The organism is Arthrobacter jiangjiafuii (genome assembly GCF_018622995.1).
GTDB lineage: Bacteria > Actinomycetota > Actinomycetes > Actinomycetales > Micrococcaceae > Arthrobacter_B > Arthrobacter_B jiangjiafuii.
The window spans coordinates 2,904,569-2,929,396 of the sequence record NZ_CP076022.1; the positions used below are offsets into that span (position 1 = coordinate 2,904,569).

Annotated in this window: 28 protein-coding genes and 1 tRNA gene; 16 read left to right on the forward strand and 13 right to left on the reverse strand. The window is 66.9% G+C overall.

Features of this window, described 5'->3' with window-relative positions; genetic code table 11:
- Positions 1-73: 73 nt before the first annotated feature.
- The 5 genes from rplA to KKR91_RS13610 all read right to left on the reverse strand — a co-directional run bounded on the left by rplA (position 74) and on the right by KKR91_RS13610 (position 2,850).
- The gene (rplA, locus tag KKR91_RS13590; RefSeq protein WP_210228021.1) at positions 74-781 is read right to left on the reverse strand and encodes a 50S ribosomal protein L1; all 708 of its coding nucleotides are present in this window, start codon (positions 779-781) and stop codon (positions 74-76) included.
- A gap of 143 nt (positions 782-924) precedes the next feature.
- Positions 925-1,356 (reverse strand): 50S ribosomal protein L11, encoded by a 432-nt coding sequence (rplK, locus tag KKR91_RS13595; RefSeq protein WP_104052758.1) that lies wholly within the window; start codon positions 1,354-1,356, stop codon positions 925-927.
- A 130-nt stretch (positions 1,357-1,486) separates the two neighbouring features.
- The gene (gene nusG, locus KKR91_RS13600; RefSeq protein ID WP_210228019.1) at positions 1,487-2,317 is read right to left on the reverse strand and encodes a transcription termination/antitermination protein NusG; all 831 of its coding nucleotides are present in this window, start codon (positions 2,315-2,317) and stop codon (positions 1,487-1,489) included.
- A 95-nt stretch (positions 2,318-2,412) separates the two neighbouring features.
- Positions 2,413-2,679: a preprotein translocase subunit SecE gene (secE, locus tag KKR91_RS13605; RefSeq protein ID WP_210228017.1), complete on the reverse strand. Its 267-nt coding sequence runs from the start codon at positions 2,677-2,679 to the stop codon at positions 2,413-2,415.
- A gap of 98 nt (positions 2,680-2,777) precedes the next feature.
- Positions 2,778-2,850, reverse strand: a tRNA-Trp gene (locus KKR91_RS13610).
- 268 nt (positions 2,851-3,118) lie between these two features.
- On the opposite strand from KKR91_RS13610, the gene KKR91_RS13615 reads away from it, so the two are divergent.
- On the forward strand, positions 3,119-4,339 hold the full coding sequence (locus KKR91_RS13615; RefSeq protein WP_210228015.1) for a pyridoxal phosphate-dependent aminotransferase: 1,221 nt from the start codon (positions 3,119-3,121) through the stop codon (positions 4,337-4,339).
- Positions 4,340-4,380: 41 nt separating this feature from the next.
- On the opposite strand, the gene KKR91_RS13620 is transcribed toward KKR91_RS13615, so the two are convergent.
- Positions 4,381-5,034, reverse strand: a complete 654-nt coding sequence (locus KKR91_RS13620; RefSeq protein WP_210228013.1) for a LuxR C-terminal-related transcriptional regulator — start codon at positions 5,032-5,034, stop codon at positions 4,381-4,383.
- A 19-nt stretch (positions 5,035-5,053) separates the two neighbouring features.
- Entirely contained in the window at positions 5,054-6,433 is a 1,380-nt protein-coding gene (locus tag KKR91_RS13625; RefSeq protein WP_210228011.1) for an ATP-binding protein, read from the reverse strand.
- 133 nt (positions 6,434-6,566) lie between these two features.
- Here KKR91_RS13625 and KKR91_RS13630 point away from each other — a divergent pair, with 133 nt between their 5' ends.
- From KKR91_RS13630 to KKR91_RS13650, 5 genes are all read left to right on the forward strand, one after another.
- A complete protein-coding gene (locus tag KKR91_RS13630; protein ID WP_210228009.1) occupies positions 6,567-7,937 on the forward strand; it encodes a PspC domain-containing protein in 1,371 nt (456 codons plus the stop codon).
- Complete coding sequence (locus tag KKR91_RS13635; protein WP_210228006.1) at positions 7,934-8,179, forward strand: hypothetical protein; 246 nt, start codon at positions 7,934-7,936, stop codon at positions 8,177-8,179. Before KKR91_RS13630 ends, KKR91_RS13635 begins: the two co-directional genes overlap by 4 nt.
- Positions 8,180-8,251: 72 nt before the next feature.
- Positions 8,252-8,494 carry a PspC domain-containing protein gene (locus KKR91_RS13640; RefSeq protein ID WP_210228004.1) on the forward strand — a complete coding sequence of 81 codons (243 nt, stop codon included), beginning with the start codon at positions 8,252-8,254 and terminating at the stop codon, positions 8,492-8,494.
- Between the two features lie 153 nt (positions 8,495-8,647).
- Positions 8,648-9,676 carry a 6-phosphofructokinase gene (locus tag KKR91_RS13645; protein ID WP_210228002.1) on the forward strand — a complete coding sequence of 343 codons (1,029 nt, stop codon included), beginning with the start codon at positions 8,648-8,650 and terminating at the stop codon, positions 9,674-9,676.
- 57 nt (positions 9,677-9,733) lie between these two features.
- Complete coding sequence (locus KKR91_RS13650; RefSeq protein ID WP_210228000.1) at positions 9,734-10,453, forward strand: GNAT family N-acetyltransferase; 720 nt, start codon at positions 9,734-9,736, stop codon at positions 10,451-10,453.
- Between the two features lie 19 nt (positions 10,454-10,472).
- Here KKR91_RS13650 and KKR91_RS13655 read toward each other — a convergent pair whose 3' ends face one another.
- From KKR91_RS13655 to KKR91_RS13670, 4 genes are all read right to left on the reverse strand, one after another.
- The gene (locus KKR91_RS13655; protein WP_210227998.1) at positions 10,473-10,925 is read right to left on the reverse strand and encodes an ankyrin repeat domain-containing protein; all 453 of its coding nucleotides are present in this window, start codon (positions 10,923-10,925) and stop codon (positions 10,473-10,475) included.
- Between the two features lie 37 nt (positions 10,926-10,962).
- Positions 10,963-12,051: a CAF17-like 4Fe-4S cluster assembly/insertion protein YgfZ gene (gene ygfZ, locus KKR91_RS13660; protein ID WP_210227996.1), complete on the reverse strand. Its 1,089-nt coding sequence runs from the start codon at positions 12,049-12,051 to the stop codon at positions 10,963-10,965.
- A 61-nt stretch (positions 12,052-12,112) separates the two neighbouring features.
- A complete protein-coding gene (locus tag KKR91_RS13665; protein WP_210227994.1) occupies positions 12,113-12,712 on the reverse strand; it encodes a nitrobindin family protein in 600 nt (199 codons plus the stop codon).
- A gap of 212 nt (positions 12,713-12,924) precedes the next feature.
- Complete coding sequence (locus tag KKR91_RS13670) at positions 12,925-13,674, reverse strand: hypothetical protein (protein ID WP_210227992.1); 750 nt, start codon at positions 13,672-13,674, stop codon at positions 12,925-12,927.
- Positions 13,675-13,818: 144 nt separating this feature from the next.
- Between KKR91_RS13670 and KKR91_RS13675 the strand changes: the two genes are divergently transcribed.
- The 9 genes from KKR91_RS13675 (at position 13,819) to asd (ending at position 22,963) form a co-directional block, all read left to right on the forward strand.
- The gene (locus KKR91_RS13675; RefSeq protein ID WP_210227990.1) at positions 13,819-14,529 is read left to right on the forward strand and encodes a winged helix-turn-helix transcriptional regulator; all 711 of its coding nucleotides are present in this window, start codon (positions 13,819-13,821) and stop codon (positions 14,527-14,529) included.
- A 54-nt stretch (positions 14,530-14,583) separates the two neighbouring features.
- A complete protein-coding gene (gene mshD / locus KKR91_RS13680) occupies positions 14,584-15,561 on the forward strand; it encodes a mycothiol synthase (RefSeq protein ID WP_210227988.1) in 978 nt (325 codons plus the stop codon).
- Between the two features lie 93 nt (positions 15,562-15,654).
- Positions 15,655-17,880, forward strand: a complete 2,226-nt coding sequence (locus KKR91_RS13685; RefSeq protein ID WP_210227986.1) for an RNA degradosome polyphosphate kinase — start codon at positions 15,655-15,657, stop codon at positions 17,878-17,880.
- Positions 17,881-17,909: 29 nt separating this feature from the next.
- Positions 17,910-18,944, forward strand: coding sequence for an NUDIX hydrolase (locus KKR91_RS13690; protein WP_210227984.1), 1,035 nt, complete (start codon positions 17,910-17,912; stop codon positions 18,942-18,944).
- Positions 18,945-19,223: 279 nt separating this feature from the next.
- On the forward strand, positions 19,224-19,751 hold the full coding sequence (locus tag KKR91_RS13695; RefSeq protein ID WP_210227982.1) for a ferritin: 528 nt from the start codon (positions 19,224-19,226) through the stop codon (positions 19,749-19,751).
- Between the two features lie 11 nt (positions 19,752-19,762).
- Positions 19,763-20,278, forward strand: a complete 516-nt coding sequence (locus KKR91_RS13700; RefSeq protein WP_210227980.1) for a DUF1648 domain-containing protein — start codon at positions 19,763-19,765, stop codon at positions 20,276-20,278.
- Positions 20,279-20,316: 38 nt separating this feature from the next.
- Positions 20,317-21,120: a thymidylate synthase gene (locus KKR91_RS13705; protein WP_210227978.1), complete on the forward strand. Its 804-nt coding sequence runs from the start codon at positions 20,317-20,319 to the stop codon at positions 21,118-21,120.
- Positions 21,121-21,130: 10 nt separating this feature from the next.
- Positions 21,131-21,814, forward strand: a complete 684-nt coding sequence (locus tag KKR91_RS13710) for a dihydrofolate reductase (RefSeq protein ID WP_210227976.1) — start codon at positions 21,131-21,133, stop codon at positions 21,812-21,814.
- Between the two features lie 9 nt (positions 21,815-21,823).
- Positions 21,824-22,963 (forward strand): aspartate-semialdehyde dehydrogenase, encoded by a 1,140-nt coding sequence (asd, locus tag KKR91_RS13715; protein ID WP_210227974.1) that lies wholly within the window; start codon positions 21,824-21,826, stop codon positions 22,961-22,963.
- 34 nt (positions 22,964-22,997) lie between these two features.
- Here the strand turns inward: asd and KKR91_RS13720 are convergent, their stop codons facing one another.
- Positions 22,998-23,192, reverse strand: a complete 195-nt coding sequence (locus KKR91_RS13720; protein WP_210227972.1) for a hypothetical protein — start codon at positions 23,190-23,192, stop codon at positions 22,998-23,000.
- Positions 23,193-23,247: 55 nt separating this feature from the next.
- On the opposite strand from KKR91_RS13720, the gene KKR91_RS13725 reads away from it, so the two are divergent.
- Positions 23,248-23,709 (forward strand): hypothetical protein, encoded by a 462-nt coding sequence (locus KKR91_RS13725; RefSeq protein WP_210227970.1) that lies wholly within the window; start codon positions 23,248-23,250, stop codon positions 23,707-23,709.
- A gap of 42 nt (positions 23,710-23,751) precedes the next feature.
- On the opposite strand, the gene KKR91_RS13730 is transcribed toward KKR91_RS13725, so the two are convergent.
- Positions 23,752-24,828 (reverse strand): UDP-N-acetylmuramate dehydrogenase, encoded by a 1,077-nt coding sequence (locus KKR91_RS13730; protein ID WP_210228336.1) that lies wholly within the window; start codon positions 24,826-24,828, stop codon positions 23,752-23,754.

Sequence of the window (24,828 nt, forward strand, 5' to 3'; positions counted from 1 at the left end):
AAAAGGCGGCCGCAGCAAATGCTGCGGCCGCCTTTCGCGGATCCGGGACGGCAAGCCGTCCCTTCAAGCCAAATTATGCGTCGGCAATAACCTTGGTCACGCTCGGGTCCACGGAGATGCCCGGGCCGAAGGTGGTGGAGACAGTTGCCTTCTGGATGTAGCGGCCCTTGGAAGCGGACGGCTTCAGGCGCAGGACCTCATCGAGTGCTGCGGCGTAGTTCTCGGCCAGCTTCTGCTGGTCGAAGGAAACCTTGCCGATGATGAAGTGCAGGTTGGAGTGCTTGTCGACGCGGAAGTCGATCTTGCCGCCCTTGATGTCGGTGACAGCCTTGGCGACGTTCGGGGTAACCGTACCGGTCTTCGGGTTCGGCATAAGGTTACGCGGGCCCAGGACACGGCCCAGGCGGCCGACCTTGCCCATCATGTCCGGGGTGGCAACCGCGGCGTCGAAGTCGGTCCAGCCGGCTGCAACCTTTTCGATCATGTCGTCAGAACCAACGAAGTCAGCGCCGGCTGCAATAGCCTGCTCTGCCTTCTCGCCCGTTGCGAAAACGAGGACGCGGGCGGTCTTACCCGTACCGTGGGGCAGGTTGACCGTGCCGCGGACCATCTGATCGGCCTTGCGGGGATCGACGCCCAGGCGGAATGCAACCTCAACGGTGGCATCGAACTTGGACGGATTGGATTCCTTCGCCAGCTCTACAGCCTCGATCGGTGCGTACAGCTTGTTCGCATCGATCTTGGCTACAGCTGCTTCATATGCTTTGCTGCGCTTTGCCATCTGCTTTTTCTCCTTGTGCAGTTGTGGTCTGTCGGACCGCGCTCGGCCCTGCCACTCGCCGTCGTACCCTGTGGCACGACCGGCTTTTTATGAATGTAAAGGTGTGTGCGGCGGGCGGACCCGCCTCACGGGGTGAGGCTGAATTAGCCCTCTACGGTGATACCCATGGAGCGGGCGGTGCCGGCGATGATCTTGGCTGCAGCCTTCACATCGTTGGCGTTGAGGTCTTCCATCTTCATGGTGGCGATCTCTTCGACCTGTGCCTGGGTCAGGTTGGCAACCTTGGCGGTGTGCGGGGTTGCGGAACCCTTGGCGACGCCGGCAGCCTTCTTGATCAGCTGGGCAGCCGGAGGCGTCTTCGTGATGAAGGTGAAGGAACGGTCTTCGTAGACCGTGATCTCCACGGGAATAACGTTGCCGCGCTGGGATTCCGTTGCAGCGTTGTACGCCTTGCAGAATTCCATGATGTTGACACCGTGCTGGCCAAGTGCCGGACCAATCGGAGGAGCCGGGTTGGCGGCACCTGCGTTGATCTGCAGCTTGATGAGGCCGGTGACCTTTTTCTTGGGGGCCATGAAAGGGTCCTTCTCTAAATTATGTTCCCGGGGAACAGGAGCGTCCGTCCGGGTTGGTGGCCGCCATGGCGTGGCGGCCGGACGCTGCCGGCAGGGTAAAGCGGACCTGCAGACAACGAAGTCTTTGTGGCTACGCCAGCTTGGTGACCTGGCCGAAGCCGAGGGTCACGGGAGTCTCGCGCTCGAAGATGGTCACGAGGACCACCAGCTGCTGGGACTCCGGCTTGATCTCGGAGATCGTGGCCTGGAGCGTCTCGAACGGGCCTTCGTTGACCGTTACGGGCTCGCCGACCTCGAAGTCCACGGCGTAGTTCGCGGATTCCTGTGCGGGGCGTCCGGCGTCGACCTTCGGGGAAACGACGGTGTGCTCCAGCATGGAGAAAACCTCTTTGAGGCTCAGCGGAACCGGGTTGTGGGCGTTGCCCACGAAGCCGGTGACGCCGGGCGTGTGCCGCACAACGCCCCATGAGGCGTCGGTCAGTTCCATCCGGACCAGAACGTAGCCGGGGATACGCACCCGGTTGACGATCTTGCGGGTGGTGTTCTTGATCTCGACGACTTCCTCCATCGGAACCTGGATTTCGAAGATGTTATCTTCCATGTCCAGGGTCTGGATGCGGGTCTCGAGGTTGGCCTTCACGCGGTTTTCGTAACCGGCGTAGGAGTGGATGACGTACCAGTCACCCTCCTGGCGGCGCAGCTTGGCCTTGAAGGCTTCTGCGGGATCTTCCTCGGGCTCGTCGGCGGAATCTTCGACGGAGTCTTCGGATGCGGACTCTTCAACGGAGTCTTCGGATTCTGCGGAATCAGAGTTCACGGCCTCGTCGGCGGCGTCGGCGTCTTCTGCCGGTGCGTCACCTTCAACAGGCGCCTCGGCGACGTCTGCTGCGGTCGTTTCATCCTCGGCATCCAGATCAGTGGCATCGTCATTGATCTGTGATTCGAGTTCTTGCTCGGACACGTAGATTCCTGCTTTCTTCTTCAGAGCTCTATAGGGTTTGTCACTAGCTCAAAGGCCTGCGGTTCCTGCCCTCGGGGCGGAACACAGGAAGGGCGCTAGCTCTCGCCGCTGCCCGAACCGAAGATCCACAGTGCTCCTGCACCAAAGACAAAATCCAAAATTGTCACGATAATCATCATCACGACCACGAAGGCCAGAACCACGAGGGTGTACCTCAGCAGTTCCTTGCGGGTGGGCGTAACCACCTTTTTCAGTTCAGCAATAACCTGACGCAGGAAGAGCGCAATGCCCGCAAAGAAGCCGCGCTTCTTGGGCCCGCTGGAGGGGTGTCCCTTGGAGCTGCTGGCAGCTGTCTCGGTCACCTTTCGCCTCACTCATCTGTTCGGTTCACAGCCGCAGCATTCGCTGGGGACTGCTGCTTCATGAAGGACTGCTGAGCTGCCGTGATGACAGCTGTGCGCAGGGCAGACAGGACTCGAACCTGCAACCTGCGGTTTTGGAGACCGCTGCGCTACCAATTGCGCCACTACCCTATGGAGGAAATCAACTCTACCGGTAATACCCCTCGTCAGCGAACCGGCGACAGGCACGTACCAGTGTCGGGGACTTCAACACCGAAGATCCAGTCTACTCAATGTTTCCGGTTCCGTCGAACCGGCGCTCCGGCGCTTGGTTGCAGGCGTAAGAAACTGCGGCCATCACGGGCTGCGCCTAAACTGGAAACCGGCCGGCGGCTTAGCCTGCGGCGGCCACCAAACGATAATCCCATTCTTCGAACACGCAACCACAGACGGGAACGTCATGCCTTCCACCGGCCGTATTTCAGAGCGCATCGCCTCCATCGCGGAGTCAGCCACCCTTGCCGTAGACGCCAAGGCGAAGGCCCTCAAGGCCGCGGGCAGGCCCGTGATCGGCTTTGGTGCCGGCGAGCCGGACTTTCCCACGCCGTCCTACATTGTGGACGCCGCGGTCGAGGCTGCGCGCACCCCGCGCTTCCACCGCTACTCCCCCGCCGGCGGACTGCCGGAACTGAAGAAGGCCATAGCGGAGAAGACCCTGCGCGACTCGGGCTACAGCGTGGATCCGTCCCAGGTGCTGGTTACCAACGGCGGCAAGCAGGCGGTCTACGAAGCCTTCGCAACCCTGCTTAATCCCGGTGATGAAGTCCTGCTCCCGGCGCCCTACTGGACCACCTACCCCGAGGCCATCCGCCTGGCCGGCGGCGTTCCGGTGGAGGTGTTCGCCGGACCAGAGCAGGGATACATGGTCACGGTGGAGCAGCTGGAAGCCGCCCGCACCGAGCGGACCAAGCTGCTGCTGTTCTGCTCGCCGTCCAATCCCACGGGCGCCGTCTACCCCGCCGAGCAGGTGGCGGCCATCGGCCAGTGGGCCGCCGGGCACGGATTGTGGGTGGTCACCGATGAGATCTACGAGCACCTGACGTACGACGGCGTGAAGTCCACCTCCATTGCCACGGCGGCTCCGGAGCTGGGCGACAAGGTGGTGGTCCTGAACGGCGTAGCCAAGACCTATGCGATGACCGGCTGGCGGGTGGGCTGGATGATCGCCGCCCCGGACGTGATCAAGGCAGCCACCAACCTGCAGTCGCACCTGTCCTCGAATGTGGCCAACGTGTCGCAGATGGCTGCCCTGGCCGCGGTCTCCGGCCCGCTGACCGCCGTGGACGAGATGAAGACGGCCTTCGACCGCCGCCGCAAGGCGATGGTGTCGGCGCTGAACTCGATCGACGGCGTCGTCTGCCCCATGCCCGAAGGCGCGTTCTACGCCTATGCCGACGTGCGCGGCCTGCTCGGCCGGGAATTCCCGGGAGCAGCCGGTCCGGTCCGCCCCCAGACCTCCGCCGAGCTGGCGGCACTGATCCTGGAAACGGTGGAGGTGGCAGTTGTTCCCGGCGAGGCATTCGGCCCGTCGGGTTACCTGCGCCTGTCCTACGCCCTGGGCGATGAGGACCTTGCCGTGGGCATGGGCCGGCTGCAGGAGTTCCTCGGCCAGGCCAAGTAGCGCTCCGGGCGGGCTCCGGCCAGCCGGGGCTCCGCAAGCCCCTAAAGCAGCCGGCGGTCGGCGGCCCACCGGGTGAGCTCATGCCGGCTGGAGAGCTGGAGCTTCCGGAGTACGGCCGAGACGTGGGTTTCCACGGTCTTCACCGAGATGAACAGTTCCCGGGCGACTTCCTTGTAGCTGTAGCCGCGCGCGATCAGCCGCATCACTTCGAGCTCCCGGGCGGAGAGGCGGTCCAGTTCGTCTTCGACCGCTGCCACGGCGGCCGTGCCAAAAGCATCCAGGACGAATCCGGCCAGCCGCGGGGAGAAGACCGCATCTCCCCCGGCCACCCGGGCCACGGCGTCGGAAATTTCCGGGCCGGAAATGGTCTTGGTGACGTAGCCCCGTGCCCCCGCGCGGATCACGGTCACCACGTCTTCCGCTGAATCTGAAACGCTGAGCGCGAGGAACCGGGTGCTGCCCAGCAGGTCCGCGCACCCGGCGATCACTTCAGCCCCGCCGCCGCCGACGCCGCCGGGCAGGTGGACGTCCAAAAGCACCACGGCGGGACGGTGGGCGCGGATTGCGGCAACCGCCGATTCCACCGTGTCGGCCTCGGCGACGACCTGCAGCCGCCCGTCCAGGTCCGCCTTCAGCCCGGACCGGAAAATGGCGTGGTCATCCACGACCACAACGTTGATGGTGCCGGGTGTCATTTACGCTCCGTTGCCTGGTTCATACCGGGTTTTGCTGGGATTGGGACTGCGGGGACTGGGGCTGCTGAGGCTGGGGCTGCCGGGACAGCGGGAGCGTCAGCCGGACTTCGGTGCCTTCTGCCCCGCTGCGGACGACGGCGGTGCCGCCGTGGCGGCGCATCCGGCCCACGATGGACTCGCGGACGCCGAGCCGGTCCGGCGGCACCGCCTGCTGATCGAACCCGGGCCCGCGGTCACGGATGAAAATCTCGGCCTTCTCGGGCGTGCACTCCATATAGACCGACACCGGTCCGCCCGCGTGCTGGGCAGCATTGAGCAGCGCTGCCCGGGCAGCCAGCACCAAAGCGTCGGTTGAAGCATCCAATGGCATGTTGCCTACCGACACAACTTCCACCGGGTAGCCGTATTCGTCCTCGACCTGCGCAGCGACGGCGGTGACGGCGTCGGCGAGCTGCCCGGTGGCCCGCGGATCGTCGGCATAGAGCCAGCGCCGCAGTTCGCGCTCCTGGGCCCGGGCCAGACGGACGACATCTTGCTCGGACCCTGCACGGTTCTGGATCAGGGCCAGGGTCTGCAGCACCGAATCATGCAGGTGCGCCGCGATCTCGGCCCGTTCACGCTCACGGATCCGGCCCGACCTTTCCGCTTCCAGGTCGCGCCAGTGCTTCACGGCCCACGGCGCAAAGACCAGCCCCACACCGGCCAGGACTGCGGCGGACGCCAGCAGCCCGGAAACCAGCACGTCCCAGGTGAACGCCCCGGAAACCATCAAAAGGACTCCGATGACCACCAGAAGGAGTCCGGCCGCCAGCCGAAGCGCACCGGAGGTGCGGTTCGCGCCTGCGCGGCTGAGCAGTCCGGCCCGTCGGGTGTCGTCGAGCTGGGACCAGGCCAGGACAGCGCCCACGACGATCACTCCGGCAGGAAACAGCAGCTGCCAGTTCAGGTCCGCACCGAACCGTGGGGCAATAAAAACGGCGGCGAGGGCCAGCAGCGCCAACCCGGCCAGGACATCCTTGTTGCCTGCGGCGTCGAACCAGCGGCCGCTGGCGGCGGCGCCGGACGGTTGGCCGGGCGGTTGGCTGGCGCCCGCGGCCCTTCCGTCGCCGTTCCCGTCCCCGGGATGAGGGCCGGGAGCCGGCTGGCTGGACAGGTAGGCGGCAAAATTCTCCGCCACGCTCCTCGGATTCCTTGCCGCAGCGGTGCCTGAGGCTGCTTCGTCCGCGGTCGGCACCAGGATCCATAGCCAGGCATACAGCACAAGTCCCGCGCCCCCGGCCAGCGTCAACGCCACCATGAGGGCGCGGACCAGGTTCACCGACCAGCCCAGGTGGCCGGCCAGACCGGTGCACACGCCGGCAACCAGGCCGTTTTCTGTGCGGAGCAGGGGTGGCTTCATGCACTTATCCAAACACGTTCCGTGCCCCCTGACCTGCTCGGGGAGCTTCCCCGGGCAGCTTTCAGGGAAGACTCAGGGTCCACTCAGGGTCCTCCCCGATGTATGCGGACAGGCGCGGCACCACACTGAATGCATGACCTCGCATCCATCAGAGAACGGCGCCGGCGACAACCGGCAGCCGGCCGCCCCGCACGGGGACACTCCCACCCAGCCACTTCCGCCGCATGGGGACAATCCCACCCAGCCACTTCCACCGCAAACCCCCGCCGGCCATCCACAGGGCTTTTTTGCCTGGATCCGCTCCCTGGGCATTGTCCGCGGCTCCGACCGCTGGGTGGGCGGCGTCGCATCCGGCATCGCGGCCCGGACCGGGCTGGACCCCATCCTGGTCCGCGGCGTTCTTGTCGTCCTGGGCCTGTTCGGCGTCGGCACCCTGCTCTACGGCCTGGCCTGGGCCTTCCTGCCGGAACCGGACGGCCGCATCCACGCCGAGGAGGCAGTGCGCGGCACCTGGTCCACCGGCACCACCGGCGCCCTCGTCGCCTGCATCCTGGGCGCCGGCAGCCCGAGCCTTTTCTGGGCCGACGACGGACTGCTGGGCGGACTGTTCTGGATGCTGTTCTGGCTGACGGGCGCTGGCCTGTTGGTCTACTGGCTGACCACCCGTTCCCACCGCACCGACACGGTGAAGGGCACCGCTGCGAAGGATAAGCCCTTCGCACAGGTACCGTCCCCCTACGACTATTCCGCGTCCCATCCGTATCCCGCCAAGCCGGTCCCGGGCATGGCCTACCCGGCACCGGGCATGGCCTACCCGGACCGCCCGGCTCCGGTTCCCGTACCGGCCAAGCCGCGTACCACTCCCACCGGCTCCCAGGTCGCCCTGGTCCTTGGTGCGGTACTGCTGGGCCTGGGAACCGTTCTGGCCCTGGACTACGCCAACCTCATCCACCTCGATTCCCCGGTGGCAGCCGCACTGGCAGCGGCGGCAGTGGTCAACGGCCTGGGCATCGTGGTGCTCGGGGCCATGGGGCGTTCCTCCGGTGTCCTGGGCCTGACGGCCGTCGTCGCGCTCATTGGTGCCGGGGTTGCCGGAACCAACCTTGGAACGTACGCGAATGTGGTGGTGGCCAACCAGGCCGACTGGACCCCTGACCCTTCCCATCCGGCGACGGAGGGCTATACGCTCGCAGCCGTCGACGGCCAGCTGGATCTGCGGTATCTCTCGAACGAGTCACGATCAGGGGTCGTGGTGCCGGTGAGCGTGGCGGCCAGCGATCTCACCATCCTGGTGCCGGACGATATTCCGGTGCTGATCCGCACCGACATGCTGGCCGGCAACGTGGAGATCGACGACGGCGTCTCCGTCACCGAATCCGGCAGCATCTGGCGCTCCTCAGACCAGCGGCTGAACGACGCAGACGGGGAACCCGTAGTGGTGCATATCAAGGGAGTTGCCAGCAACGTGCTGGTGACCGTGAATGAAAGCGATCTGGACCGATGAACGATTCACTCGAAACCACTTCACCCACCGGGCGCCGGCAACCCGTTCGCACCGCGACCATCGTCTGGGGCCTGCTGATCATGGCCGCCGGGATCCTCCTGCTGGCATGGCTGCTGACCGACATTTCCCTGGATCCGATGGCAGTCCTGCTGGGCCTGCTGATTGGTGCCGGTGCCGCCCTGCTGATCGGCGGCGCGGTTGCTGCCTTTGGCAAGCAGGACAAGGCCGGAAACCGCCCGTAGGCCTCCTGAACGTGCTTTTCACCGGCGGCGGAACCGCCCCCGGACCCCCAACAGAACAGGCAAGCTGAAACCATGAACCGTTTTTTCACCATTCTGCGTTCCTCGCCCATCAAGCGGACCAAAGGCTTGGCCGGCGGCGTCTGCGCCGGTCTCGCAGCCCATTTCGGCTGGGATGTCTCCCTGGTCCGGATAGCCGTGCTGTTGAGCTTCCTGCTCCCCTTCGTGGGGATCTGGACCTATCTGGCGGCCTGGCTGCTGCTGCCCAAGGCCGATGGCAGCATCGCCCTGGAAAGCCTCGTCGGTAACCGCCGCTAGGGAACCGCCGGCACTGCGCAAAGACGCCGAATTCCCCGGTGATTCCAGCCACGGCGCCCAGCCAGAGCGCAGGTCCCGTGGCTGAGGCGCGCCTGATGGCTAGAATCAAGGCTGAGGATCCATTGCAGCGCGACCGAACCAGGGGTTTGAACCATGAAGATCGGCATCCTAACCAGCGGCGGAGACTGCCCCGGACTTAACGCAGTGATCCGGGGGGCTGTCCTGAAAGGGATCAAGGTCCACAATCAGGAGTTCGTCGGGTTCCTGGACGGGTGGCGGGGCGTCGTCGACGGCGACATCGTCGACCTCCCCCGGACGAGGGTCCGCGGCATTTCCAAGCAGGGCGGCACCATTCTGGGCACCTCCCGGACCAACCCCTTCGAGGGCCCCAACGGCGGCCCCGAGAAGATCAAGGCCACCATGGACCGGCTCGGTATCGACGCCATCATCGCGATCGGCGGTGAAGGTACCCTCGCCGCCGCGCAGCGCCTCACCGATGCCGGACTGAATATCGTTGGCGTGCCGAAGACCGTGGACAACGACCTCGACGCCACCGACTACACGTTCGGCTTTGATACGGCCGTGCAGATCGCCACCGAGGCCATCGACCGGCTGCGCACCACGGGCGAGTCCCACCACCGCTGCATGGTGGCCGAGGTCATGGGCCGCCACGTCGGCTGGATTGCCCTGCACTCGGGCATGGCCGCCGGCGCCCACGCCATCCTGATCCCGGAAAATCCGCAGAGCCTGGACCAGATTGCCGAATGGGTGACCCAGGCCCGCGACCGTGGCCGCGCCCCGCTGGTGGTTGTCGCCGAGGGCTTCGTCACCACCGACATGGAGTCGCCCCACTCCGAGCGCGGGCTGGACGCCTTCGGCCGCCCCCGCCTCGGCGGCATCGGAGAGCTCCTGGCCCCGGAGATCGAGGCCCGCACCGGCATCGAGACCCGCGCCACGGTCCTGGGACATATCCAGCGCGGCGGCGTACCCAGTGCCTTTGACCGCGTGCTGGCCACCCGGCTCGGCATGGCAGCCATTGATTCGGTCCTCAACGGGCTGTGGGGCAGCATGGTGGCGCTGCACGGCACCGACATTGTGCACGTGGGGTTCGAAAAGGCGCTGGACAACCTGAAAACCGTTCCGCAGCACCGCTACGACGAAGCGGCCATCCTGTTCGGCTAGTGCCCCCGGGCACCGGCAGGCGGCGGGCGTCGTCCCTGCCGGTGTAGTTTGAAAAGTATGAACTTGGATCCGGGAACGATCGCGATCATCCAGCTCGCCTGGTCCCGCCGCCTCGGCCTGGCTGACGATGCCCTGTCCGGTGCGCCGGAGGGCAGGCGCATTTACAGCCTCCAGGAGAGGACCGGACGGGTCTCCTTTGTGAAGCTCTTCGGGCGCGAGGTGTTCTGCGGCCCCGAGTGGGCTGCCGACCGTGCGCGCGGCAAAAGCGCCGACGAGCTGAGCCGCCACAGCGCACTGGCCAGTCTGGCCGTGGAGTACGGCGGCCGCACGGTTGGCTCCGAGCACCTGTGTTTCGCTGACTCCTTCCCCGGGCCGGTGGAGCCGGACGAGGACGTTGCCGTGGCCGAGGACCATGACCTGGCCGTTGCGTTGGAGCGTTTGTGCCCGCCCGACGACGTCGCCGAGGCCAGCCTGGCCGGCAAGGAGACGCTGTTCATCGTGGTGGATGACAGCTTGGCGGAGCCGGTTCCGCTGGCCGGAGCCGGGTTCAGCGTGCGCGACGGAATCCTCGCGGACCTCTCCACCCTGACCGCTCCCACCGCCCGGATGCGCGGACTGGGCCGCTATGTCACCTCGATTGCGGTAGAGGAAGCCATGGCAGCGGGCCTGATTCCGCAGTTCCGCGCGCCGCTGGACAACATCGGGGCCGCCCGCACCGCTGCCGGAGCCGGCTTTGTCGCCGTCGGCGTGCGCTCCGAGGTCCAGCTGGCCGGCTAGGGCAGCTGAACGGTATTTCCTACAGCAGTTCCAGGAGCTCCGGCCGGGCGAAGTACTGCGCCGTGGCCCGGGCTGACGGATTGCCGCTGTCCGCATCGGCGCCCGCGGCCACCAGCACGCGCACCACATCGGCGTAACCCTTGAACACGGCGCCGGCCAGCGGCGACTGACCCCGGTCATTGAGCGTATTCACATCGGCACCGCGCTCCACCAGGAGAGCGGCCAGGCCCGCATGCCCGTGATAGGCAGCCAGCATCAGCAGGCTGTCTCCGGCCGCGTTGGTAAGCGACACCGGCACCCCGGCATCCAAATAACTCCGCAGCAGCTCAATGTCGCCGGAGCGGGCGGCTTCGAACAGGCTCTCCGCCAGCTCAAGCATCCGCGGGTCTGCAGCTTCGGCGGTCGCCGCGGCGTCCGGTACATCCGGGCTGGGATCTGCGGCGGAACCGGCGGGGCGGGCGGGATCAGTCATGTTCGGGAGTTCTCCTTGGAAAAGTGGTGGAGGAGGGTCAGCGGGGCGGACGGAGGAAACCGCCGGCGCGGCCAACAACCTGCCCGGCGTCCGGCGCAACGATGATTTCCTGGGCTGCGGCGTAGGGCTCGCCGTCGTCGTTCACCACCAGGGTGGCGGACGGGTCAACCGAGCGCTTCACCACGGCAAGGGCAACAGCGCCCATCTCGTAGTGCTGGGCCACGGAGGTCACCGTCCCGACCTTCCGCTCCCCCAGCAGCACCTCGCTGCCCGGGGCCGGCAGTGTGTGCTGCGAGCCGTCCAGCTGCAGGAACACCAGCCGGCGCGGCGGGTGGCCCAGATTGTGGACCCGGGCCACAGTTTCCTGGCCCTTGTAGCAACCCTTGGCCAGATGTACGGCGGTACGGATCAGGTCCAGTTCGTGCGGAATGGTCTTGTCGTCGGTCTCGGCCCCCAGCCGTGGGCGCCAGGCGGCAATCCGCAGCGCCTCCGATGCCATGGTTCCGGCCAGGGAGCGGCCGGACGCCTCTATGGCCTGGGCGAATTTAGCGGCAGGAATCAGGTACTCGTGCCAGGGCCGGTCACGGCCGGGATGCGAGTCTTCAGGCACCCCGGTGTAGGCAAAGCCGCCGGGCCCGATGTTGGGCCAGGGATCGGTCCAGCACTGGTACTGTGCCCAGGCCGGCACCGGAGTCACGCTGCCTGCCACCGCCCAGTCGCTGCTGACGTCTGCGACCTCGACCCGGAGCATGAACTTCATCCGGTCCAGCCACTGCGCCAGCACCGGTGCCTCGGCAGCTTCCACCAGCAGCCAGGCCGTCTCGCCGTCGTCGATGATCCGTGCGTCGTGCTCAATCCGGCCCTGGACGCTGAGCAGCAGCAGTTCCGAGCTCGCACCGGGCTGCAGGCTGGCCACCTGCTGGGAGGAAAGCGTGTTCAGCCAGCTCAGACGGTCGGGTCCGCTGACAGTGACGACGCCGCGGTAGGACAGGTCCACCACGGCCGTGCCACGGGCGAGGTCGCGCTGCTCGCGCAGCGGATCGCCGTAGTGGGACGCAACGCCGGCATCGGGGCCGCCGGCTTCAACCGCACCGTGGCGGGACAAAAGGGGGCTCACATAAGTCATAGCTGGTGCAACGTCCTTGCCGGGGGCGCTATTCCGCCCGGTTGTGGAGCAGGGACAGGGATCAGGAGGTTTTCTTGAGAATGGCCGAGGCGTGGGCCTGCAGCGGGCTGCCGCCGGCGGCGACGTCCCAGCGCCAGTACAGGTCTCCGTTGACCAGGCCGAAGATCCGGGTGGCGGCGGTGTATTCCTTGGAATTCACGCCGCGCATCACCACGTCGGTGCTCAGCGAGATCTGCGGGCCCTTGATCGTCCCGTAGTAGAGCTCGGCGATGCCGCCGGGGTGCACGATGGTGGCGGTGATGTCGAAGCCGCCCGTGTCGTTGCGGAGCTTTTCGACCTCGTCGGCGCTGCGCAGGGCCGGCACGATGTCGGCGGGCATCAGGCCGGGGCCGCCGTCGGCGTCGTTCAGGGGGCGGTCAAGCGCCCAGAATCCGGTCTCGACGGCGAGCGGGCGCAGGACTGTGCCTTCCTCGTCCGTGAGCCAGCTTTCCGCTGAATACTGCAGGTAAGGCAGCCCGTTCTCGCTGAAGGTGACGCGCTGGGTGAAGTACTCGGAGTCGGCTTCGCCCTCGCCCAGGCGGCCGGAGCCTTCCCAGACACCCAGCAGCCACGACAGCGGCACCAGTTCAGGGGTCAGATCGGTGGGGATCTCCATGGGCATGGCGCTGACCTTATTCCTTCCGGGAACTGCGGTGGGTTACTTCTGCCCTTTGTACAGGCGGGTGATGACAAGGCCGGCAAAGGCCGCCATACCGACACCGGTGATGCCAAGCAGAACGATGAAGAAGATTTCAAGAGCTACAAGCGGGTCCATAGCTACATCCTAACCCGCAGTCGGCGGCGTTTCCTTCCGTGACATTCCGCCGGTGCGCGTCAGGGAACGAGCAGGGTGGCCAGGAAGTAGACCACGGAGCCCATCGCCAGGATCGGAGCGACGGCCAGGGAGAGAAGCCCCCGGCGGCTGGGAATGTCGCCCCGGGACAGAATCAGGCGGCGTGCGGCAACGACAACGGCGGCTGTGACGGCACCCATGAGCGCGGCGGACAGCACTGCCACGCCGGCCTCGGGGTGAAGGGCGCCCGCCAGTGCTCCGGCCAATGCGCCGGCTGCTACGCCCAGCGGCGCGACGATCCGGTCCGGGAGCGGGATGAGACTGACCGCCAGTGCGGTCAGGATGCCGGCGGAGGCGATGGTCACTCCGGCGGGACTCCCATCGGCACCGGCCAGCCGGTCAGCCGCGACCCAGCCCGAACCCAGCACGGTCAGCAGCACACCTGCGATGTTGCCGATGGTGGATTCCAGCCGGTGGGCCTGCCCGGTGCCGCGCAGCAGCTGGATCAGGAAGATTGCTCCCACCCCGACGGCGACGACGGCGGGCAGCCAGGTCAGCAGGGCGGTGGCCGGCGCGGCATAGGCGGCGGCGCAGGCGGCCACGCCGGCGAGCGCCAGCACTGCACCCTGCGTTTTCTTGGCCGGCACGTCCAGCAGATGCGGCCATCCGACCCCCGTGATGACCGCAAGCACAGCGGTAACTACCGCAACTGCCGCCACTGACCAGTACGAAGCACCTACGATGCCAATAAGGGCCACTGCCGCCAGCACCGCTACGCTCCAAAGTTTCACTTAAGCCATCCTGCCTTATTACGCGGGCGAGATGAAAGCTACAGGTCGGGCGGCCCTCCGTGCGTATACTTTCAACCACCTTCGCGTCCTATGGATGCGCCTAGGCCTGTGCCCAATGATGTGCGCCCAACTTTCGGAGGAATCATGTCGCACATTTTGCTACTGACCAACAGTTTGGGTCCCTCGGCGGATGTGCTTCCGGCGCTGGGATTACTGAACCACAAGGTCCAGGTTGTCCCCGCGGAGCCCACTGCCCTGCTGGAGACCGACCCCAGTGACGTCGTCCTGGTCGATGCCCGCCGGGACCTCGTGGGTGCGCGGTCCCTGACCCAGCTGCTGAAGGCCACCGGGCTGGGCACACCCCTGGTGCTGATCCTGACCGAGGGCGGGATGGCGGCAGTGGCCGCCAACTGGCTCGCCGACGACGTCATCCTCGACTCCGCCGGCCCCGCAGAGCTCGAGGCCCGGCTGCGCCTGATGGCTGCGCGGGCCAACGCCTCAGCAGCGGATTCCAGCACCGAAATCCGGGCCTCCGGTGTCGTGATTGACGAAGCCAGCTACACCGCCCGCGTCAACGGCACGGCACTGAACCTGACCTACAAGGAATTCGAACTCCTGAAGTACCTGGCACAGCATCCGGGCCGGGTGTTTACCCGGGACCAGCTGCTGCACGAGGTCTGGGGCTACGACTATTACGGCGGCACCCGCACGGTGGACGTCCACGTGCGCCGGCTGCGGGCGAAGCTGGGCGCCGACCACGAGAATCTGATCGGGACCGTCCGCAATGTGGGCTACCGCTTCACCCGTGCCCGCCTGGCCGAGGACCCCGCGGCCGCGGCCAGCCAAGAGGCCTGAACGCCCGCCGACAGGGATGTTTGCCCCCTGCGTTCCCGGCGCTAGGCTTCTTCAATGAGAGACGAACGCGTAATGCCCTGGCCCGTAGCGCTCAGCAAGGGAACACCGGAGCCCGAACTGCTGGCCTCCATCCGCGAATTGGCAGCTGCCGCCAATGACGCCGACGGCAACCCGCCGCTCTCGGAGCAGACCCTGGTGGACCTGCGCTCCCCCGAAACCGACCCGGACACCCTGCTGGTTTTCGCCACCTACGCCAACGACGATTCTTCCGATCCCTCCGCCACCCAGGCCCTGGCCGGCGTCGCAGTGCTCGTCCGGGATGCGGTCGGCGGTCCCGGGGTGCTGGAACTGGTGGTGCATCCGGCTTTCCGGAGCAAGGGCGTGGGCAGTGCGCTGGCCTCCGCCATTCGCGATTACCTGCAGACCTCAGCTGCCCCGGCACCCCAGGCCTGGTCGCACGGGAACCATGAGGCCGCCGTCGAACTCGCTGCGCGCTTTGGCTACCGGCCGGTCCGTGAGCTCCTGCGCCTGCGCCTGACCCGCGGCGATGACAACCTGCCCGACACCACGCTGCCGGACGGGGTCTCGGTCCGCGCGTTCCGGCCCGGGGCGGACGAGGACGCCTGGCTCGCCGCAAACGCTGCCGCCTTTGCCCACCATCCCGAGCAGGGCGGCATGACCCGAGCCGACCTGCAGGCGCGCATGGCCGAGGACTGGTTTGATCCCGAGGGGTTCCTGCTGGCCGTCCGGGATGACGACGGCGCGATCCTGGGCTTCCACTGGACCAAGGTGCATGCCGGCGCCGGCGGCCACCCGCCCATGGGCGAGGTGTATGTGGTGGGGGTCGTCCCCGAAGCGCAGGGCCTGGGACTGGGCAAGACGCTGACCGTGGCCGGCATCCGGCATCTGCAGGACGCCGGGCTGCGGGCGATCATGCTTTACGTCGACGCCGACAACGAGCCGGCCATGGCGCTGTACCGGCGGCTGGGCTTTGTCCGCTGGGACACCGACGTGATGTACGCGGCCGGTTGAGCGCCAACAGCTTGTAATGTTGAATTGACGGCTGTGTCCGCCGGCACGCCCGGTACACAGACCGAACCGCCGCAAGTACTGCAGGGAGAGAACATGGGATCCGATACCGCCGCCGAACCGCATTACACTTTCGGGTCGGCAGAGTCCCTGTCTGCGCCCCGGGCCACCGAGGACCGGATCGACATTCCGGATTTCGGGCCGGCGCTGGTCCCCGAAGGAGACATCAGCCCCGAACGCTTCCTGGACCGGGAAATCAGCTGGCTGCACTTTAATGCCCGGGTACTTGAACTTGCCGAAGATCCGGACCTGTACCTGCTGGAGCGGGTCAGCTTCCTGTCCATCTTCGCGTCCAACCTGGACGAGTTCTTCATGGTCCGCGTGGCCGGGCTCAAGCGGCGGATCGCCACCGGCCTGGCCGTGCCTTCCGCTGCCGGGCTGAGCCCGATCGAGCAGCTGGAGCACATTGTCGAAGCCGGCTACCGGCTGCAGCAACGCCACGCCGAGGTCTTCGCCCGGCAGATCCGGCCCGCCCTGGCCGAGGAGCAGATCCATCTGGTGAGCTGGAACGAGCTCGACGACGCCGCCAAGGCCTACCTCCACCGCCAGTTCGCGTCCAAGGTCTTTCCGATCCTCACCCCGCTGGCCGTGGACCCGGCGCATCCGTTCCCGTACATATCCGGCCTCTCGCTGAACCTGGCCGTGGTGGTCCGCAATCCGGTCAGCGGCAAGGAGTTCTTTGCCCGCGTGAAAGTCCCGGACCAGCTGCCGCGGCTGATCTCCGTGGACGGTCCCCGCGCCGGGAACGTCGCCGGCCGGGTGGCCCGCTTCATCCCGCTGGAGGACGTCATCGCCGAGCATCTGGACCAGCTGTTCCCGGGCATGGACGTCATGGAGCACCACACCTTCCGGGTGACCCGCAACGAGGACCTGGAAGTAGAAGAGGACGACGCCGAGAACCTGCTCCAGGCGCTGGAAAAGGAACTGCTGCGCCGCCGCTTCGGTCCGCCCGTCCGCCTCGAAGTCACCACCGACATCAACCCCAGCATCCGCGAACTGCTGGTGCGCGAACTCGGGGTGGAAGAGGACGAGGTCTACGCCCTGCCCGCCCCGCTGGACCTGCGCGGCCTGGCACCGATCAGCCGGATCGACCGCGCGGACCTGCACTATCCCAAGCAGGTCCCGCACACCAGCACGCACCTGAAGGAGTCTGAGACCTCCAAGCCGGCCGACGTGTTTGCCGCCATGCGCCGCCGCGACATCCTGCTGCACCACCCCTACGATTCCTTCTCCACCTCGGTCCAGGCGTTCCTGGAGCAGGCCGCGGCGGACCCGCGGGTCCAGGCCATCAAGCAGACGCTGTACCGCACGTCGGGGGACTCCCCCATTGTCGACGCCCTGATTGACGCCGCCGAGTCCGGCAAGCAGGTGCTGGCGCTCGTGGAGATCAAGGCACGCTTCGATGAGCAGGCCAACATTTCCTGGGCCCGCAAGCTGGAGCAGGCCGGGGTGCACGTGGTGTACGGCATCGTGGGCCTGAAAACCCATTGCAAGCTGTCCCTGGTAGTCCGGCAGGAAGTGGACGGGCTGCGCCGCTACTGCCATATCGGCACGGGCAACTACCATCCGCGCACCGCCCGCTACTACGAGGACTTCGGGCTGCTGACAGCCAACGAGCAGGTTGGCGAGGACCTCACCAAGCTCTTCAACCAGCTCTCCGGCTACGCGCCGAAGTCCACGTTCAAGCGCCTGCTCGTGGCGCCCCGCTCCGTCCGTTCGGGCCTGATTGACCGCATCGAGCGGGAGATCGCCAACAAGAAGGCCGGCCTGGACGCGCGCGTGATCATCAAGGTCAACTCCATGGTGGATGAGGCGATCATCGATTCCCTGTACCGTGCCTCGCAGGCCGGTGTGCGCGTTGACGTGATCGTGCGCGGCATCTGCTCGGTGCGCCCCGGAGTTCCCGGGCTCAGCGAGAACATCACCGTCCGGTCCATCCTGGGCCGGTTCCTGGAGCACTCCCGCGTCTTCGCCTTTGCCAATGCCGGCGATCCGGTGGTGTTCATCGGCTCGGCCGACATGATGCACCGCAACCTGGACCGCCGGGTGGAGGCCCTGGTGCAGCTGGCGTCCCGTGAGGACATCGCCTACCTGATCTCCCTGATGGACCGCTATATCGATCCGGCCACGGCGAGCTGGCATCTGGAAAAGGACGGCATCTGGACCCGGCACCACAAGGACGAGGAGGGGGAACCGCTGCAGGACGTGCAGTCGATGCTGCTGGCCTCCCGCTCCCGCCAGCGCGCCGCCGTCCGCCGCTGATGACCATGCCTGCCGAATCAGGGACACCGATGGAGGAGCAGACGCAGCGCCCCGACGCGCCGGCACCGGCGTCAGCACCAGCGCCGGCGTCGGCGTCGGCGTCTCAGAACGAGGTTGCCGTTCCGGACCGGGGAGCGGAGGAGACCATCAAGGTGGTTGCCGCCGGAGCCTTGTGCTGGCGGGTCCGTGAGGGAGAGCTCGAGGTCCTCATGATCCACCGCCCGCGCTACGACGACTGGTCCTGGCCCAAGGGAAAGCTCGACGCCGGTGAGACCACGCCCGAGTGTGCGGTCCGGGAGGTCTTCGAGGAAGCCGGCGTGCGGATCCGCCTCGGCATCCCGCTTCCGGCCCCGGTGTATCCGGTGGCCTCGGGCCTGAAGATCGTCCATTACTGGGCTGCCCGCATCCAGGACGGCAAGCCGCAGCCGGACGGCAAGGAAGCGGATGAAATCCGCTGGTGCACTCCGTCGCAGGCCCATGCGGCGCTGACCAACCCCTCGGACCGGTTGCCGCTGCGCTCGCTTGAAGAGGCGTATGCCGAGGGCCGGCTCCGGACCTGGCCCCTGATTGTGGTCCGGCATGCCAAGGCCAAGCCGCGGTCCTCCTGGACGCGGGCCGAGGGTGAGCGCACCCTCGCTGCGACCGGACTGCGCCAGGCTCAGGCCGTGTCCCGGCTGCTGGCCGCCTGGCAGCCGGACCGGGTGGTGTCCAGCCCCTGGGTGCGGTGTGTACAGACCGTGCGCCCGTATGTGAAAACCCGGAGCGTGAAGTTCAAGACCGTTGATGCCCTGACCGAGCACAGCGCCAAGCGCAAGCCGGGAAAGGCCCGCAAGGCGGTGGAATCGCTCTTCGACAAGGGCAAGCCGGTGGTGCTGTGCACGCACCGGCCGGTGCTGCCGCTGATGTTCGAGGTCCTGGCACGGCACATGCCCGCCGGCCTGTCCGTCGGGCTGCCCGGCAAGGACCCCTACCTCGCCCCCGGTGAGGCCGTCATCTGCCAGGTCAGTTCTGCCGGCGAGGGGCGGATCGTGTCGCTGGAGCGGTTCCGGGCCTTCGACGACTGACGCAGTGAGGCCGCCGCGTGCCGGCATCGAGGGCCGAGTGTTGTGATCGCGCCCTTTCCCTGCGGCCGAGTGTTGTGATCGCGCCCTTCCCCCACATCGACTGTTGGCGTCGTGCCGGGATCCAGCAGCGATACGGGCATCACCTCGACAATGGGCGGGCGGCCCAGAGTCATGAGGGCATCATCTCGACACTCAGCGGGACGGCAGCGCGTTCAGACCCAGGAAAGCTAAGCCTTACCGTGCTTTTTTCGGAGCAGGCCCCGGCCTAGGGTGGGGCCTATGACCACTTTCACAAAGCTCCTTGAAGCCCAGATCGGCAACGAATTCAATGCCTCACAGCAGTACATTGCGATGGCGGTGTACTTCGACGGCGAAGACCTGCCACAGCTGGCCCGGCACTTTTACGCTCAGTCGGTCGAGGAACGCAACCACGCCATGATGCTTGTCCAGTACATGCTGGACCGGGACCTGCCCGTGCAGATCCCCGGCATTGCCGCGGTCCGCAACGACTTCTCCAGCGTGGTGGAGCCGATCACCCTGGCCCTGGAACAGGAACAGCAGGTCACGCGCCAGATCGAGGCGCTTTTTGCTGCCGCCCGCGCCGAGGGAGACGCGCTGGGCGAGCAGTTCATGCTGTGGTTCCTGAAGGAGCAGGTGGAGGAGGTCGCCTCCATGTCCACCCTGCTGACCGTGGCCAAGCGCGCCGAGAACCTCTTCGATCTGGAGAACTTCATGGCGCGTGAGCGGGTAGGCGACGGCGGCGAGCACGACGCCGGGGCGCCCGAGGCCGCCGGCGGAGCCCTCTGACACCGATAAGCATGGCCGTACCCGGCGTCCACCGCGGCTGGTATTTCGCCGCCGGGCTGGTCGTGGCGCTGGTGGCAGCGGTGGGAGCAGCCGCTTGGCCCACGCTCCCCGAGCGCGTGCCGGTGCATTGGGACGGTTCCGGCACTGCTGACGGCTATGAGGACAAGTCTGTCGGGAGTGTGTTCTTCGGCCCGCTGGTGTCGGCCGGGCTGGTCCTGTTCCTTTACCTGACGGCTCTGGTTTGCCGGCGGCTTCCGCTCAACAACGCTGCGCCGGCGGGCGTGGATGAGCAGGTGCACCAACTGGCCGGCATGGACGCCACGTTGTATTTCCTGGCCCTGACGGCTGTGGAGCTATCCATGCTGATGGCCTGGATCAGCCTGCGCGGCTGGTTCCTTCCGCCTGACGGATCGGTCCTGCTGTTTGCGCTGCCGACGCTGGCCTTCCTGGCGGCGATGGGCGGGGCCGGCGTCCTGGCCCTGCGCCGCTACCGCCGCCTGGTGTCCGCGCTCTCCGGCCCTGCGTGAGCGGCAGCAGCAGGCGGAGGGTTCTATAGACTGGTCCGGTGACTATTCCTACCCCGTATGAAGACCTGCTCCGCGATGTCATGGCCAACGGAACGCAGAAGTCCGACCGGACCGGCACCGGCACGCGCAGCGTCTTCGGCCGCCAGATGCGCTTTGACCTGAGCGGATCCTTTCCGCTGATCACCACCAAGCGGGTGCACTTCAAGTCGGTCGCCCTGGAGCTGCTGTGGTTCCTGCGCGGGGATTCGAACGTGCGCTGGCTGCAGGAGCGCGGCGTGAGCATCTGGAATGAATGGGCGGACGACGACGGCGAACTCGGCCCGGTCTACGGCGTCCAGTGGCGCTCCTGGCCGGCCCCGGACGGCGGACAGATCGACCAGATCGCCAAGGTGGTCGAGAGCATCCGGACCAATCCCGATTCCCGCCGCCACGTCGTCACCGCCTGGAACCCGGCCGAGGTGGACAATATGGCCCTGCCGCCGTGCCATGCCCTGTTCCAGTTCTACGTGGCCGACGGCAAGCTCTCCTGCCAGCTCTACCAGCGCTCCGCCGACCTTTTCCTCGGGGTCCCGTTCAACATTGCCTCCTACGCCCTGCTGACCCTGATGGTCGCACAGCAGACCGGACTGGAGCCGGGAGAGTTCGTCTGGACCGGCGGCGACGTCCACATCTACGACAATCATGTGGACCAGGTCCGTGAACAACTCAGCCGCGAGCCCTTCCCGTACCCGCAGCTGCGCCTGGCCAGGAAGCCGGACTCGATTTTCGACTACGCGCTGGAGGACTTCGAGGTCCTGGACTACCGGCACCACCCCGGCATCAAGGCACCCATTGCAGTCTGAGAGGCCCGCCATGACCACCCCAGGCAGCATCCGTTACTACCCAGTCACCGGCACGGATGACGCCGGCGACGGCCGGGACCTGGAAGCCGCGCTGGCCGCAGGCAGCCCAAACGGGGTGCCGCAGCCGCTGGTGGGCATGATCTGGGCCCAGACCGTGGACGGCGTGATCGGCCGCGACGGCGGCATGCCCTGGCACCTGCCCGAAGACCTGGCACACTTCAAGAACACCACCGCCGGACACCCGGTCATCATGGGCCGGCGCACCTGGGAATCCTTCCCGGCCGCCTATCGGCCGCTGCCCGGGCGCACCAATATCGTGGTGAGCTCCAGCGACACCCTGGCCGCCGAACTGGAGCCGGCCGGCGCCGTCGTCGTCCCCTCCCTGGAGCAGGCGCTGGACACTGCCCGCCGCAGCCCGGGCGCCGAGCAGGTCTGGATCGTGGGCGGCGCACAGCTGTATGAGGCAGCCGCTCCCCTGGCCGACGCCGCTGTGGTGACGGTCATCGGGACCAGCATCGCCGGTGACACCTACGCTCCGCGGCTCGGGCCGGAATGGACGTTCGCCGCGGTAAGTCCGGCCGAGGGCTGGCACACCGCCGCCAACGGCACCGAGTACCGGATCGCACTGTGGGCGCGGACCGGAGAAACGGATTCCCGGGTAACCAATCAGGACGGCCACGGCGTCCTGCCCTAAACTGGGACCATGACTTTCGCAGCTACCCCCGTACCCACCGCTGGCTTCATCGGCTGGCGGGGCATGGTCGGTTCGGTCCTCATGCAGCGCATGCAGGATGAGGGCGACTTTGACCTGATCAACCCCGTGTTCTTCTCCACCTCCAATGCCGGCGGCGCCGCGCCGTCCTTCGCGGAGGGAGCAGGTCCCCTGCAGGACGCGTACGACGTTGAGACGCTGGCCAAGCTGCCGATCATCGTCACCGCGCAGGGCGGGGACTACACCGCCGAGGTGTATCCCAAACTGCGCGACGCCGGCTGGGACGGACTGTGGATCGACGCGGCGTCGACCCTGCGGATGGAGCAGGATTCGATCATTGTCCTGGATCCGGTGAACCGCGACGTCATCGACGCCGGGCTGGCGCGCGGCGTGAAGAACTTCGTGGGCGGCAACTGCACGGTTTCCTGCATGTTGATGGGTTTGGGCGGACTGTTCCGCAACGGGCTTGTCGAGTGGGGCACCTCCATGACTTACCAGGCTGCCTCCGGCGGCGGTGCGCGGCACATGCGCGAGCTGCTGAACCAGTTCGGCTCCCTCAATTCCGTGGTGGCCGACAAGCTGGCCGACCCGTCCTCCGCCATCTTGGAGATCGACCGCGCTGTCCTGGCGCAGCAGCGGAATCCGGAAATGGATGCGTCCCGGTTCGGCGTGCCGCTGGCCGGTTCGGTGATTCCGTGGATTGATGCGGATCTGGGCAACGGACAGTCCAAGGAAGAGTGGAAGGCCGGCGCAGAGACCAACAAGATCCTGGGCCTGGATGCTGACGGCCGGATCCCCTTTGACGGGCTGTGTGTCCGGATCGGCGCCATGCGCTCGCATTCCCAGGCCCTGACGCTGAAGCTCACCGAGGACCTGTCGGTGGCCGAGATTGAACGCATTATCGACGCCGACAATGAATGGGCCACGGTGGTCCCCAACACCAAGGAAGCCACCATGGCGGCGCTGACGCCGGTGGCTGTCAGCGGCACCTTGGACATTCCGGTGGGCCGGATCCGCAAGCTGGAAATGGGTCCGAAGTACATCAGCGCCTTCACCATTGGCGACCAGCTGCTCTGGGGCGCTGCCGAGCCGCTGCGACGCATGCTGAAGATCGCTACCGGCACGCTGTAGGCCGGCTTCACTCGCCCTGCCCCACGCTTTCTCCCTACCCCGCCCTCCGTTTCCGCCCGCTCCGGAAGCGGAGCAGCAGGAGAACCAGCACGACGCCGGTCGCGAGCATCAGTGCCGCGGCCGGCCAGGGCGCTCCTCCATCGATCATCCGGAACGCCATTCGCAGGGCTCCCAAGGCCAGGAGGACACCTGCCAGATAGGCGGTCGCCGGCCGCAGCCATCGATTCATGGTCTTGAGGATACCTGGCCGGCCGATTGTCAGTGGCGGGTGGCAGGGTGTGCCCATGGAGCACAAACCCGCAGAGCCGCAGCCCATCCAGGCCATTCTCGACAGCTTCTTTATCATGAGCAGCGTCGGCAAGCAGAGCGCCACCGCCGCCAGATACGGGCGTGTAGAGGCCCGGCTGCGGCAGTATCTGGAAACGGAGGGATGGCGGTACCTGGCTCAGGACGATAGGGATTTGCTCGGTCTGGAATGCGCCTTCAACCCGCACAATGCCTTTGCCCGGCTCTTCGGCGCCGAGGACCTGCTGTATACGCTGGGCGGGTTCCTGGAACCGGACTGGCTGCTGCCGGGCCTCCAGGACCGCCGGACCCAGATAAGCCTGATACCGCGCCTGGTCCAGTGGCTGTGCAACTGCCATTTCCTGGATCCGCGCCGGGACCGCATTGCCATTCACAGCACACGGGCGGCGGCAGCCCGGGCGCGCAAAGGCCCGGCGCTCGGCGGCTGGAACGGAGCATGAGGGCCGGCTGCAGGCCTCGGTTGGGCCGTCAGCTCACGCTTATCAGAGGCTGCAGTTGATCAGCAGCGGTTCCGGGTGCAGCCGGATGCCGAAGGCGTCTTCCACCCCGTCGGCCACGGCCCGGGCAATCGCGAGCAGGTCCTCGGCGGTGGCAGTGCCGCGGTTGGTCACGGCCAGTGTGTGCTTGGTGGACAGTGAGGCGCGTCCGCCCGCCAGTTCGGTGCCCTGCCCGGTGGAGGGCAGACCGAAGCCCTTGGGGAACCCGGAGCGGTCAATCAGCCAGGCGGCGCTGAGCTTCACCATGCCGGGCTGGGCCACCGGATAGCGCGGGGCCTCCGGCGGCAGGTGGGCAATCGCGGCCTCGGGCACAACGGGGTTGGTGAAGAAGGAGCCGGTACTGAAGGTGTCCGGATCGGACGGGTCGAGCACCATGCCCTTGCCGGCGCGCAGCCGGAGCACCTCGCGGCGGACATCCTCGGCGGCTGCCCGCTCCCCCACTTCCACGCCCAGGGCCCGGGCCAGTTCGGCATACCGGACCGGTGCACTGTCCAAACCCCGGGTCAGGCCAAAGTCGACCGTGAGGACCACGTAGCGGGGCGAACCGTTGACCGTGCTGCGCTTGAGAAGCGAGTCGCGGTAGCCAAACGCCAGCTCGGCGTTGGTGAAGGAGACGATGGTGCGCTCCTGCCGGTCCCAGGCCCGGACGCCGGTGATGCTGTGTGAAACATCGGCACCGTAGGCACCAACGTTCTGCACCGGCGTCGCACCGGCGAGGCCGGGGATGCCGGAGAGCGCCTCAAGGCCGGAGTGGCCCTCGCGCAGGGTCTGCGCTACCAGCTCGTCCCATGGATGGCCGGCCTGCGCGCGGACGGTGACCGACCCGTCGCCGGCGTGTTCCATCTCGAGCCCCCGGGTGGCGACGTGGACAACGGCGCCGTCAAAACCGGCGTCGGAAATCAGCAGGTTCGAGCCGCCGCCCACAATCAGCAGCGGTTCCCTGGCTTCATCGGCCGCGCGGACGGCACCGATCAGCTCGTCTTCGGTTTCCGCGTTGATGTAGCGGCGGGCCGGACCGCCGACTCGGGAAGTGGTCAGTGATGCCAGGGGCACAGAGGTCAG

Bases quoted from the DNA above. Each gene is read 5' to 3' on its own strand.
- rplA (WP_210228021.1), bottom strand. From the start codon at position 781: ATGGCAAAGCGCAGCAAAGCATATGAAGCAGCTGTAGCCAAGATCGAT.
- rplK (WP_104052758.1), bottom strand. From the start codon at position 1,356: ATGGCCCCCAAGAAAAAGGTCACCGGCCTCATCAAGCTGCAGATCAAC.
- KKR91_RS13615 (WP_210228015.1), top strand. From the start codon at position 3,119: ATGCCTTCCACCGGCCGTATTTCAGAGCGCATCGCCTCCATCGCGGAG.
- KKR91_RS13620 (WP_210228013.1), bottom strand. From the start codon at position 5,034: ATGACACCCGGCACCATCAACGTTGTGGTCGTGGATGACCACGCCATT.
- KKR91_RS13625 (WP_210228011.1), bottom strand. From the start codon at position 6,433: ATGAAGCCACCCCTGCTCCGCACAGAAAACGGCCTGGTTGCCGGCGTG.
- KKR91_RS13630 (WP_210228009.1), top strand. From the start codon at position 6,567: ATGACCTCGCATCCATCAGAGAACGGCGCCGGCGACAACCGGCAGCCG.
- KKR91_RS13635 (WP_210228006.1), top strand. From the start codon at position 7,934: ATGAACGATTCACTCGAAACCACTTCACCCACCGGGCGCCGGCAACCC.
- KKR91_RS13640 (WP_210228004.1), top strand. From the start codon at position 8,252: ATGAACCGTTTTTTCACCATTCTGCGTTCCTCGCCCATCAAGCGGACC.
- KKR91_RS13645 (WP_210228002.1), top strand. From the start codon at position 8,648: ATGAAGATCGGCATCCTAACCAGCGGCGGAGACTGCCCCGGACTTAAC.
- KKR91_RS13650 (WP_210228000.1), top strand. From the start codon at position 9,734: ATGAACTTGGATCCGGGAACGATCGCGATCATCCAGCTCGCCTGGTCC.
- KKR91_RS13655 (WP_210227998.1), bottom strand. From the start codon at position 10,925: ATGACTGATCCCGCCCGCCCCGCCGGTTCCGCCGCAGATCCCAGCCCG.
- ygfZ (WP_210227996.1), bottom strand. From the start codon at position 12,051: ATGACTTATGTGAGCCCCCTTTTGTCCCGCCACGGTGCGGTTGAAGCC.
- KKR91_RS13665 (WP_210227994.1), bottom strand. From the start codon at position 12,712: ATGCCCATGGAGATCCCCACCGATCTGACCCCTGAACTGGTGCCGCTG.
- KKR91_RS13675 (WP_210227990.1), top strand. From the start codon at position 13,819: ATGTCGCACATTTTGCTACTGACCAACAGTTTGGGTCCCTCGGCGGAT.
- mshD (WP_210227988.1), top strand. From the start codon at position 14,584: ATGAGAGACGAACGCGTAATGCCCTGGCCCGTAGCGCTCAGCAAGGGA.
- KKR91_RS13685 (WP_210227986.1), top strand. From the start codon at position 15,655: ATGGGATCCGATACCGCCGCCGAACCGCATTACACTTTCGGGTCGGCA.
- KKR91_RS13690 (WP_210227984.1), top strand. From the start codon at position 17,910: ATGGAGGAGCAGACGCAGCGCCCCGACGCGCCGGCACCGGCGTCAGCA.
- KKR91_RS13695 (WP_210227982.1), top strand. From the start codon at position 19,224: ATGACCACTTTCACAAAGCTCCTTGAAGCCCAGATCGGCAACGAATTC.
- KKR91_RS13700 (WP_210227980.1), top strand. From the start codon at position 19,763: ATGGCCGTACCCGGCGTCCACCGCGGCTGGTATTTCGCCGCCGGGCTG.
- KKR91_RS13710 (WP_210227976.1), top strand. From the start codon at position 21,131: ATGACCACCCCAGGCAGCATCCGTTACTACCCAGTCACCGGCACGGAT.
- asd (WP_210227974.1), top strand. From the start codon at position 21,824: ATGACTTTCGCAGCTACCCCCGTACCCACCGCTGGCTTCATCGGCTGG.
- KKR91_RS13720 (WP_210227972.1), bottom strand. From the start codon at position 23,192: ATGAATCGATGGCTGCGGCCGGCGACCGCCTATCTGGCAGGTGTCCTC.
- KKR91_RS13725 (WP_210227970.1), top strand. From the start codon at position 23,248: ATGGAGCACAAACCCGCAGAGCCGCAGCCCATCCAGGCCATTCTCGAC.